Annotated in this window: 14 protein-coding genes and 1 riboswitch; of the genes, 9 read left to right on the forward strand and 5 right to left on the reverse strand. The window is 66.2% G+C overall.

Features of this window, described 5'->3' with window-relative positions; translation table 11 throughout:
• Window positions 1-10 precede the first annotated feature (10 nt).
• From AC5RVB_RS13975 to AC5RVB_RS13995, 5 genes are all read left to right on the forward strand, one after another.
• Entirely contained in the window at window positions 11-1,243 is a 1,233-nt protein-coding gene (locus tag AC5RVB_RS13975) for an MFS transporter (RefSeq protein WP_494142943.1), read from the forward strand.
• Window positions 1,244-1,305: 62 nt separating this feature from the next.
• Window positions 1,306-2,046 (forward strand): histidine phosphatase family protein, encoded by a 741-nt coding sequence (locus AC5RVB_RS13980; protein WP_494142944.1) that lies wholly within the window; start codon window positions 1,306-1,308, stop codon window positions 2,044-2,046.
• Window positions 2,027-2,908, forward strand: a complete 882-nt coding sequence (locus AC5RVB_RS13985; RefSeq protein WP_494142945.1) for an NAD(P)H-hydrate dehydratase — start codon at window positions 2,027-2,029, stop codon at window positions 2,906-2,908. Before AC5RVB_RS13980 ends, AC5RVB_RS13985 begins: the two co-directional genes overlap by 20 nt.
• Window positions 2,909-2,994: 86 nt before the next feature.
• The gene (locus AC5RVB_RS13990) at window positions 2,995-3,756 is read left to right on the forward strand and encodes a CPBP family intramembrane glutamic endopeptidase (protein WP_227902452.1); all 762 of its coding nucleotides are present in this window, start codon (window positions 2,995-2,997) and stop codon (window positions 3,754-3,756) included.
• A 100-nt stretch (window positions 3,757-3,856) separates the two neighbouring features.
• Window positions 3,857-4,027 carry a hypothetical protein gene (locus AC5RVB_RS13995; protein WP_290244171.1) on the forward strand — a complete coding sequence of 57 codons (171 nt, stop codon included), beginning with the start codon at window positions 3,857-3,859 and terminating at the stop codon, window positions 4,025-4,027.
• A 47-nt stretch (window positions 4,028-4,074) separates the two neighbouring features.
• On the opposite strand, the gene AC5RVB_RS14000 is transcribed toward AC5RVB_RS13995, so the two are convergent.
• The 4 genes from AC5RVB_RS14000 to AC5RVB_RS14015 all read right to left on the reverse strand — a co-directional run bounded on the left by AC5RVB_RS14000 (window position 4,075) and on the right by AC5RVB_RS14015 (window position 6,794).
• Window positions 4,075-4,509 carry a VOC family protein gene (locus AC5RVB_RS14000; protein ID WP_494142946.1) on the reverse strand — a complete coding sequence of 145 codons (435 nt, stop codon included), beginning with the start codon at window positions 4,507-4,509 and terminating at the stop codon, window positions 4,075-4,077.
• 80 nt (window positions 4,510-4,589) lie between these two features.
• Complete coding sequence (locus AC5RVB_RS14005; RefSeq protein ID WP_494142947.1) at window positions 4,590-5,024, reverse strand: hypothetical protein; 435 nt, start codon at window positions 5,022-5,024, stop codon at window positions 4,590-4,592.
• 15 nt (window positions 5,025-5,039) lie between these two features.
• A riboswitch (SAM riboswitch) is annotated at window positions 5,040-5,172 on the reverse strand.
• A gap of 263 nt (window positions 5,173-5,435) precedes the next feature.
• The gene (locus AC5RVB_RS14010; RefSeq protein ID WP_494142948.1) at window positions 5,436-5,729 is read right to left on the reverse strand and encodes a hypothetical protein; all 294 of its coding nucleotides are present in this window, start codon (window positions 5,727-5,729) and stop codon (window positions 5,436-5,438) included.
• A gap of 45 nt (window positions 5,730-5,774) precedes the next feature.
• A complete protein-coding gene (locus tag AC5RVB_RS14015) occupies window positions 5,775-6,794 on the reverse strand; it encodes an LLM class flavin-dependent oxidoreductase (protein ID WP_494142953.1) in 1,020 nt (339 codons plus the stop codon).
• Between the two features lie 91 nt (window positions 6,795-6,885).
• Between AC5RVB_RS14015 and AC5RVB_RS14020 the strand changes: the two genes are divergently transcribed.
• The 4 genes from AC5RVB_RS14020 (at window position 6,886) to AC5RVB_RS14035 (ending at window position 9,349) form a co-directional block, all read left to right on the forward strand.
• The gene (locus AC5RVB_RS14020) at window positions 6,886-7,437 is read left to right on the forward strand and encodes an RBBP9/YdeN family alpha/beta hydrolase (protein WP_494142949.1); all 552 of its coding nucleotides are present in this window, start codon (window positions 6,886-6,888) and stop codon (window positions 7,435-7,437) included.
• A gap of 10 nt (window positions 7,438-7,447) precedes the next feature.
• Window positions 7,448-8,515 (forward strand): ATP-dependent DNA ligase, encoded by a 1,068-nt coding sequence (locus AC5RVB_RS14025; protein WP_494142950.1) that lies wholly within the window; start codon window positions 7,448-7,450, stop codon window positions 8,513-8,515.
• Between the two features lie 70 nt (window positions 8,516-8,585).
• Window positions 8,586-9,041, forward strand: coding sequence for a hypothetical protein (locus AC5RVB_RS14030; RefSeq protein WP_494142951.1), 456 nt, complete (start codon window positions 8,586-8,588; stop codon window positions 9,039-9,041).
• The gene (locus AC5RVB_RS14035) at window positions 9,041-9,349 is read left to right on the forward strand and encodes a transcriptional regulator (protein WP_227902444.1); all 309 of its coding nucleotides are present in this window, start codon (window positions 9,041-9,043) and stop codon (window positions 9,347-9,349) included. Before AC5RVB_RS14030 ends, AC5RVB_RS14035 begins: the two co-directional genes overlap by 1 nt.
• Before the next feature lie 54 nt (window positions 9,350-9,403).
• Here the strand turns inward: AC5RVB_RS14035 and AC5RVB_RS14040 are convergent.
• Window positions 9,404-10,258 (reverse strand): SGNH/GDSL hydrolase family protein (locus tag AC5RVB_RS14040; RefSeq protein ID WP_494142952.1); only part of this gene is annotated, 855 nt, incomplete at its 5' end.

Genomic DNA, 10,258 nt, shown 5'->3' on the forward strand with positions numbered 1-10,258 from the left:
CGAGGACACCATGCCGGCATCTCCGGTTACCCCGGCACCAACTCCGGACCTGAAATCAGGCCAGCTGCGAAACCTGATCGTGGCCACCATCGCCTCCACCGTCGGCTTCTGGGCCTGGACGGTGATCGGCCCGCTGTCCAGCCGGTATGCGGCGGACATGGACCTGGGTGCCGGGCAGACCTCGATTCTGGTGGCCATGCCCATCCTCGTGGGCTCGGTGGCGCGCATTCCGGTAGGCGCCCTCACGGACCGGTACGGCGGCCGGATTATGTTCACGGTCATCCTGGGCGTCACCGCTCCGCTGGTTCTGCTCACCGGCATCGTGGGCGGGATGGGCAACTTTCCCTTCCTGGTGGTTATCGCCTTTTTCCTGGGCATCGCGGGAACAGTGTTCGCCATCGGCATCCCGTTCTGCTCGGCCTGGTATGACCGCAGCCGCAAGGGTTTCGCCACCGGCGTCTTCGGAGCCGGCATGGTGGGTACCGCCGTCTCCGCCTTTTTCACTCCGCGCCTGGTCAATGCCGTCGGCTACATGGGCGCACACATCACCATCGCCGTCGTCGTGGCCGCCATGGCCGTGCTGAGCTGGCTGGTGCTGCGCGAATCGCCCGCCTGGTCCCGGCCCACCGAACCGGTGCTGCCCAAGATCACCCATGCCTTCACCCTGCGCGTGACCTGGCAGTTGTGCTTTTTGTACGGGGTGGTGTTCGGCGCGTTCGTGGCCTTCTCCAACTACCTGCCCACGTACCTGGGCAACGTGTACGACTACGACGCGACGGCGGCCGGTACCCGTACCGCGGGCTTCGCGGTGGCAGCCGTTATCGCCCGGCCCATCGGCGGCACCATCGCGGACAAGGTGGGTCCGAAACTGGTCACCCTCGCTTCCCTGGCCGGAACCGTGGTGCTGGCCGTGATCGTGGCGCTGCGGCCCGAGGAGGAACGGGTCTACGGCACCGCATTCATCCTGATGGCACTGTTCCTGGGGCTGGGGACCGGCGGGGTATTCGCCTGGGTCGGCCGCGCAGCACCGGCACAGGACGTGGGGACCATCGGCGGGATCATTGCCGCGGCCGGCGGCCTGGGCGGATATTTTCCGCCGCTGGTCATGGGCGCAACCTACGACCCGGCGAACCGAAGCTATTTTGTGGGGCTGATTTTGCTGGCAGCCTTCGCCGCCGTGGCGTTCCTGCTGACCTTTACCGTGCGCAACGGCGGCCGGGTGGATGAGCGGACGCGTACCTGAGCGGCCTGCTGCGGACCGCGTTTCGCTCCCGTGCCGGCGCAGGCGGGAGTAAGGTCACCGGCATGGGTGCAACCGAACTGATCCTGATCCGGCACGGTGAAAGCGCAGGCAACGTGGCTGCTACCCGCGCGAGCCGAGAAGGTGCCCAGCGCATCGAGATCGAATGGCGGGACCCCGACGTCCCGCTCAGCGCGGACGGGGAATCCCAGGCAGAAGCAGTGGGCCGCTGGTTCGCCGGGTTGCCTGCCGACGAACGTCCTGACGCCGTGTGGTGCTCGCCCTACCTTCGGGCCCGGCAGACCGCGGAACTGGCCGGGCTGCCCGGCATCGCCGGGCCGCTGCGCATCGATGAACGCCTTCGCGACCGGGAACTGGGCATCCTTGACCTGCTCACCTCCGCCGGCGTCGCAACCCGCTACCCGGAGGAAGCCGAACGCCGGGCCTGGCTGGGCAAGTTCGTTTACCGGCCGCCGGGCGGGGAGTCCTGGGCAGACGTTGCCCTGCGGCTGCGTTCGGTCTTCCGGGACCTGGACGAGGAAGAGGACGGCAAGCGGGTGGCCGTGGTCTGCCACGACGCGGTGATCATGCTGATCCGCTACATCTGCGAACGGTTCTCCGAGCAGGAGCTGCTGGATACGGCCGCGGCCAACAGCGTGCGCAACGGCTCCGTCACCCGCCTGGTGCGCCCGTCGGGCACCGGACCGTGGGAGGTCCACACCTTCAACAGCGTGCTGCACCTGCAGGACAGCGGAGCGCCCGTCACCGAACACGCAGGAGATGAACATGACATCCACCCGCGCTGACCTGGTTACCCCGGACCTGCTCCGCGGCTGGCAGCTCTCCACCGACACCGCCGGCAAAAAGGAACGCGGAACGGTGCTGGTGATCGGCGGGGAACGCCGCACTCCGGGTGCCGCAATGCTGACGGGCCTTGCTGCGTTGCGCGTCGGGGCCGGCCGGCTGACCATGGGACTGGCCGAGTCCGTTGCCGTGAGTGTCGCCGTCGCCGTTCCTGAAGCCGGCGTCGCGGGACTCGCTGAGTCCGGCGGCTACATCGACGGCGGTGCTGCCGGTGCGGTCCTTGCAGCAGATCTGGACTCGGCCGCTGCCGTGGTGATTGGGCCGGGCCTGGCGGACGCTGAACAGACAGCGGCGCTGCTGGTGTCCGTGGTTCCCCTGTTGGGGGAAAAGACCCAGGTGGTGCTCGATGCCTACGCGCTCGGGGTCCTGCCCGGACAGCCGGAGGTGGCCAAGGTGCTGGTTGGCCGGCTGGTGCTGACGCCGAACCGGACCGAGATCCTGCACCTGCTGGGGGAGGAGGACACTGAAGAAGAGTCTTTGGACATGGCGAACGCCTCGTTGAAGGTGGCGAGGAAATACTCGGCAGTGGTGACGGCCCAGAACCTCATCACGGCACCGGACGGTTCCAGCTGGGAAGTACCCGCTGGCAATCCCGGTTTGGGGACCTCCGGTTCGGGGGATGTCCTGGCTGGCGCGGTAGGCGGTTTCCTGGCCCGCGGGGCGACGCCGGAACAGGCGGCATGCTGGGGCACCTACCTGCACGCCGTGGCGGGGGACCGGCTCTCGGCGTCCCGCGGGCCGTTGAGTTTCCTGGCCCGGGAACTGCTTGAGGCACTGCCTCCGGTGATCGCGGAGCTGAACTAGGCAGCGGGTGCGTTTTTGAAGGCCGCCGTGCGCGCTGAACCAAGAACGGGCTGCACGGGGGCGGCACGGCCTCTTATCCTGAGGTGATGACAGCTAACGAATACCGGACCGGCCCGTCGGGGCGGGCAGCGGCACAAATCCCGTGGCTTTCCTACCGGTTCACCCGCAGCGACGGCGTCGCGGCGGGCTTTTACGTCCTGTTCCTGCTGTTGCTGAGTTTTGTGCCCATCAACATTCCCGGGCTCTCGGTGCTGATTCCGGACCCGGTGGTGGCGGCCTACGTCATCAATCTGGGTTTCTATGCGGTGGCTGGAATTCTGGCCCTTATTGCCGCCCGGCGGTATGTTGCCCGCGAGACCCGGGTCCTTGCCACCCGGCCGGTGCTGACCGCTGCCCTGATCCCGATTGGCGTGATCCTCACGATCATCGCTTCCATGGTGGGCGTGATCATCGCCGGCCAGGCCGAAACCGCCGTGAACCAGGAGGCTGTGCAGGGGCTGGTTACCGAAATGTCTCCCTGGCTGGTGGTGCCGCTGGTCGTCATCCTGGCGCCCTTCGTGGAGGAGTACATTTTCCGGCACCTGCTCATCGGCAAACTCAGCCGCTACTGGAACATCTGGGCGTGCAGCATCCTGTCGGTCCTACTCTTCGCCTCCATCCACATTGTGGGTAAGGAATCCCTGTCACTGCCGGTCCTGATGCCTTATCTGGCCACTGGTGCCGTCCTGGTCGGGTTGTACGTATGGGCAGGAAACAACTTCATGCTGTCCTACGGCGTGCATGCTGCGAAGAACCTGCTCAGCGTGGTGCTGATCTACGCCATTCCGCCGGAACTGCTGCAGCAGTAATCTCGACGCGGGAAATGCGGCCCCGCAGGAAGCCATGCCCTAGCATCGGTGGCAGGACCGGACCCGTCCCGGGGCCGGCACACAGAATCGGGGGATCGGCGTGTCAGTAGGCTCAGGAATCGGCGCAGTGTTCGTAATTTTGTATTTCCTGTTGGTGGTTGCAGTGGCCGTCCTTGTGGTCTGGGCCCTGGTACTCGTGATCATTTTCCTCCGGTTGCGGATTGCCCAGCTGCGCGGAGAGTTGCGCGGAGACACCGGAACGGTTAACTGACGCGGCCGGGGGCCCGCGGCCTGCGCCGCCGGTCCCCGGCAACCCCGTCAGCTGATGCAGAACTCGTTGCCCTCGGGATCCGCCATGACGTACCAGGAGTGCGGTCCCTGGCTTGCTTCGGTCAGGAAGGACGCGCCGCGTTCCTCCAAGGCGGCCCGGGCCGCGTCCTTATCCTGACCCTGAAGCCGGACATCCAGGTGAATGCGGTCCTTGACGGTTTTGGGCTCGGGAACCGGCTGAAACAGGACGCGCAACCGGTCCTTCCGGCCCACCTCGTCGGCAGGACAGATGGCGGCGCCGTCCCGCCAGACCCGGACACCGTTGTGCTCGATAACGTCCTCCGGGTTCGCCAAGCCCTGGTCCAGCATGGACGAAATGAAGTCCTGGTCCACGGGCTCCAGCGTCCAGCCCAGGGTCTCGGCCCACCAATCCGCCTGTTGGTGGGCATCGGTGCAGTCAACGCAGATCTGTATATTCGTCATGGCATTGAGGCTAGAACCCGAACAGCACGGCCGTCATCGGTATCCGGACAGATACAGTCCGCATATTAACCGGCCGGGAATCACGCCTGGCCGTCAATCCGCTCGGTTTCGGGAGCCCGGACCGGAGACCCGATGCAGGGCAGCACCCGCTCCGGCCGGGCCAAGTAGAAAAAAGAGCTCCGGGCATCCGAGCCGAAACCGCCGGGCACCATCAGTGTGGAGTATCGCTGGCACCACTGTGGTGTGTCGACGGCGGCGTCCAGGGCGGCGGCCACGGCGCCCACGTTGTGGAACCACATCAGCTGCTGCGTTCCGTCGATGACGAGGTGGATGAGGTCAAGCTCCGGGTCGGCTGCGACCTCGACGTCGGACCACTGATCCCACGCCTCGAGCCGGCGGCGGTGGATCCAATGGACGTTGTGGCCGGGCGCAAAACCGGAGCAGCTGCTGCTGATGGAAGAGTTGTTGAAGCCGGAGTTGTTGGAAGCGGAGTTGCTGACACTGGACGTGCTCACAGTGGGTTCCTTTTCAGGTTGTCCTTGCCTGCACCGGTTGGAGCAGGCCGCTTCGTCATCCGAACCACCCGCCGAACAGTGGGGTTGGTGTGGGGCCAGTCGGAGCTTTTATGCCCGGCGAACCGGGCGGAGGCCACATCTCGTGAAGCTAGAAACTACTGTAACCGAGGGCACCGACATTTCGACAGACACGCGTTATCAGGGTCTGGTGTGGTCGTGCGGCGTCGGGCGGCGGTGCGCCGGGCGGACCGGGACAGCGGCAACGAAAACTCCCGCTCGCAGAGCTCGCGAGAGTTATTAAAGCCGCCTTACCCGGCCCGTCCGGCACACGGCATCGCGTCTGGGCGATGGCACCCTGACTTGCCTGTCAGGCACTAGCCTCAATCACCAATTCGGCTGGCAGTCTTGAGCCTACGGGTCGTGGAAGTACCCCGTCGCGGGGTCAATGGACGAGAGGAAATCGCGAATAGCGGCCACGTGCTGTTCATGCGTGGGCGGTTCACGCCTGCCGAGGGCGTTGAATCCATAACCATTGTTGGGTCCCGAGACCCAGTCATAGAGAATCGTTCCATCCTCGTCACGCCTGCGCACTGCAAACGTCTCGCCGTCGACGGTGATTGTCCCAAGGCCCGTATAGGTACGCGTGTCCGGCGGTGCAGGGGCAAACACCCACCCCTCATCTGCGGGGTGGCGATCGCTCTCCATACGTTTGATCCTACCGAGCGGGGAGCGGTTCCTCACACCGCCCCGTTACCGCCAGCCGGCGTCCGGTGCCACCAGTTTGACGATGCTTTCGAGCAGGTGCGCGTTGTAGTCCACGCCGAGCTGGTTGGGCACGGTGATGAGCACGGTGTCTGCGGCCTGCACGGCAGCGTCAGCGGCCAGTTCGGCAGCGATCACGTCGGGTTCGCCGATGTAGCTCTTGCCGAACCGGGCGAGGCCCCCGTCGAGGTGGCCCACCTGGTCACGTCCCTCGGCCTGCGCGCGGAGACCGAAGTAATGCCGGTCCTCCCCGGTCACCAGAGGGATGACGCTGCGGCTCACGGAGACCCGCGGCGTGCCCTGGTGGCCGGCGTCGGCCCAGGCCTTGCGGTAGACCTCGATCTGCTCGGCCTGCAGCTGGTCGAACGGAACTCCGGTGTCTTCGGTCAGCAGGGTGGAACTCATCAGGTTCATGCCCTGCTCGCCGGTCCACTTGGCCGTGGCGCGGGTCCCCGAACCCCACCAGATGCGCTCAGGCAGACCGGGAGAAAGAGGATCGATGGCCATGGGGGCGGTTGTCCCGGTCATTGCCGGATCGGACTGGGCCACCCCGGCACCGGCAATGGCGGCACGGAACACCTCGGTGTGCTGGCGAGCCATGTCCGCGTCGGTGGAGTCCGGCCCCGGCACGTAACCGAAGGACTCATAGCCCCGCAGGGCAGGCTCGGGGGATCCCCGGCTGATGCCCAACTGCAGCCGTCCGCCGCTGATCAGGTCCGCCACGGCGGCATCTTCCGCCATCGAAAGCGGATTCATGTAGCGCATGTCGATCACGCCGGTGCCCAGTTCGATTTTGCTGGTCCGGGACGCCATGGCGGCAAGCGTGGGGAACGGGGCGGAGAACTGCGGCGCGAAGTGATGTACCCGCATGTACGCGCCGTCGACGCCGATTTCCTCCGCGGCTACCGCCAGCTCGATCTGCTGCAATACTGCGTCCCGGGCACTGGGCGTCCGGGACCCCAGTGCGTTCCGGTAGTGTCCGAAGGACAGGAACCCTATTCGTTTCATATCAGCCACAGCGCCGGAGCACTCTGCGGTATTCCCGGCCGTCCAGACCCGCGGCCGGGCGCCGCGAAACCACCGTAAGGAAACAGGCACAGTGCACATCACCATGGTCCCGGGTTACAACGGCTCACCACCCGACCAGTGGCAGAGCCGCTGGGAAGCGGAGCTGCCCAACGTCAGCCGTTTCGCGCCGTCGTCGTGGGATGAACCGGAGCTGGAGGACTGGATGGCGGCGCTGGACCGGGCCGCCGGAGAGCAGCACGGGGAGACCGTGCTCGTGGCGCACAGCCTGGGCTGCCTGGCTGCCGCGGAATGGCTGCTGCGAAATCCCGGTGGCGCCCGCGGCGTATTCCTCGTCAGCCCGCCTGATCCTGCCGCCGCATCCTTCCCGGCACCGGCCGGAACCTTCCGTAATCCGCGGCTGCAGGAGTTGCCCGTTCCGGCCCTGCTCGTGGCCAGCGAAAGTGATCCGTACTGTGCGTTGCCGGCAGCAGAAGCGATGGCCGCGGCATGGCGGGTTCCCGTGATCTGCGCGGGGGAGCTGGCCCACATCAATGAGAAAAGCGGCGTCGGCTACTGGGAGCAGGGCAGGGATTTACTTACCGCCTTCCTCGCAGGGCTGGGGGAACGGGCTCCGCTCGGATAAGAATGGGCTCATGCAACTTCCGGTGATGCCTCCCATTGCGCCCATGCTGGCCAAAGCGGTCAGTTCCCTCCCTGAGGGGGACTATCTTTACGAGCCCAAGTGGGACGGGTTCCGTTCCATCATTTTCCGGGACGGGGACGACGTCGAAATCGGGTCCCGGAACGAAAAGCCCATGACGCGCTATTTCCCCGAACTCGTGGAAGCCCTTAAGGCCAACCTCCCGGAGCGCTGCGTGGTGGACGGCGAAATTGTCATGGTGGCACCGGACGGCAAACGGCTGGACTTTGAACTGCTGCAGCAGCGTATTCATCCTGCGGCCAGCCGGGTGAAACTGCTCGCGGAAGAAACGCCGGCCCGGTTCGTGGCGTTCGATCTGCTGTCCCTGGGGGATACCGACTACACGGACAAGCCGTTCGCCGAACGGCGCGAGGCACTCGTACAGGCGCTCAAGGCAGCAAAGGCTCCGCTGTCCGTGACAGCGGCTACGGACGATCCGGCGCTGGCCCGGGACTGGTTCGAGCGCTTCGAAGGTGCGGGGCTGGACGGGGTGGTGGCCAAACCGCTGGACGGGCCCTACGCGCCGAACAAGCGCACCATGGCCAAGCTCAAGCACGAACGCACAGCCGACTGCGTGCTCGCCGGCTACCGGGTACACAAATCCGGCCCGGACCTGATCGGTTCACTGCTGCTGGGGATATACAACGACGACGGCGTGCTCACCAACGTGGGCGTGGCAGGGGCCTTTTCCATGGACCGGCGCCGGGAGCTCTTCGAGGAACTGCAGCCCCTGGTCGCTGAGGAGGACGGCCATCCCTGGGCCGCACAGGAGCAGGAGGGTGGCACCCGCACGCCGCGGAACTCCGAAGGCAGCCGGTGGAGCGGAAAGAAGGATCTCTCCTTTGTTCCGCTGCGCCCCGAGCGGGTGGTGGAAGTGAAGTATGACCACATGGAGGGTGAACGGTTCCGCCACGTGGCCCGGTTTGTCCGCTGGCGGCCCGACCGCACACCGGAATCCTGTACGTACGACCAATTGGAGGAGCCGGTGAAGTTTGATCTGGCAGAGGTGCTCGGGGCCTGACGGGGAGAGGGATTGGCGGATTCCGCCGGGGCCCTATACTTTCCGGATCGGAAAGTCTAGAGTTGCCGATATGGAAAGTCGAGACGTCACCCCGGAGACCGCAAAACACCACCTCGAGGCGCTGGACGCCGACGGGGCGGCAGTCAGCGGGTCCACCGGAGCTCCGTTCTGGTACGTGTTGCTCCAGTCCTGCTGCATATCGGGCTTTGTGCTCTCCTTCGGCCTGGGGCGCTGGGAATCGGCAGGGTTCGCCCTTTCCGCAGTTGCCCTGGTTTTGCTGGGGATGCTGCGTCCGCTGATCACCGGAACCCGGGCTGATCCGTGGGCTTACCCTGCGTCCGTGCGCGTCGCCCTGACATTCATTGGCTGTGCTGCGCTCGCAGTGGGGATCGGCATGGTTGTCTCCAAGTCAGGAGGCTCCATGGCCCTCCTCTTCGCGGCAGCCCTGCTGACCTTCGCAGCCACGCTGGTGCTCGGACTCCGGATGGAGCGGGCCCTGGTCCGGTCCATCCACGGGCAGCCCTGATGCCGGCGGCACGTTTTGACGAGGTGGTGCACGGCCCGGTCCGGCTGCGGGTCTGCGGACTGCTCTCACGCCTGGGAAGCACCGAATTTGCGCTGCTCCGCGACACCCTCGAAGTTAGCGATCCCACGCTGAGTAAACACCTGAAGCAACTCGAACAGGCGGGGTACGTCAAGCTGAGCAAGGGGCCCGGGCTGGCCGGACGGACCCACACCTGGGCGGAGCTGACGGTCAAAGGCAGGGCGGCCTTTGACTCTCATGTGGCCTTCCTGCGCGAGGTTATTTCCGGTCCGGAGGGCGACGGCGCCTGACCGGTGTCCCTGCCTCCTGCCTCCTACGGGCAGGATGGCAGGCCGTCCGCAGGTTCAGTGCCGGCCGCGGCATCCCGGGGCGGAGAACTCGCTGCCGGCGTCCGCGAGGATCGCTGCCAGATAACCCTCCCGGTAACCCGTTTCGTTGGGGTGAAGGTCGAACTGGCCGCCTTCGAGCCGGATCCAGGAATCCGCTGCTCCCACGCCGTGCCCGGCAAACTCGTCCACCACGTCCACAAAGACGCCGCTTTCCGGAACCTGCCCTGCAATCACTGCGTTCAGGTCATCGGTGCCGGCATTAAACAGCGTCTGTGCCTCTGCGCTCAGCGGTCCTGATGTGCCCGCTTCGAAGAGGTAGGGGTATCCCGTGACCACCAGGGTTGCCCGTGGTGCCAGCTCCGCGATCCGTGCGAACTGGGCCGCCAGCTGGGGCGCAAGGACCGTCGATGCATAGGTATTCGCCTGTTCCAGGGCGGGTGCACACGTGGCCGGCAGCTGCTGGCCGATGCACGCGGCCACCACCGTGCCGAAACGGATGTCGTTCCCGCCGATGGTTACCGTCACGACGTCGGTCCGGGCGTTGAGCGTGCCCCGGGCTGCGGCGTCGCTGATCTGCTCCGGGAGATCCGCCGGCGCATCCGGCGGGGTAGTCAGGGCAGTGGCGCCGGCGCAGGTGGCGTCGGTCTCCAGATCCACCCGGTTCAAGGCGTCCAGCAGGGCGGGGTAGCCCTGTGCGGTTCGCCCGCAGGCGTCCAGCAGCGGACCGCCACCGAACCCGGAGGCATAGGAATCCCCGAAGGCTACATAATCGATGTCTCGACCCCAGCCGTTGCCCCCGCCGTGCCCTCCGGCGTTGCCCCCGCCGTGCCCTCCGGCGTTGCCCCCGCCGTGCCCTCCGGCGTTGCCCCC

Source organism: Arthrobacter sp. Y3225209 (genome assembly GCF_059090685.1).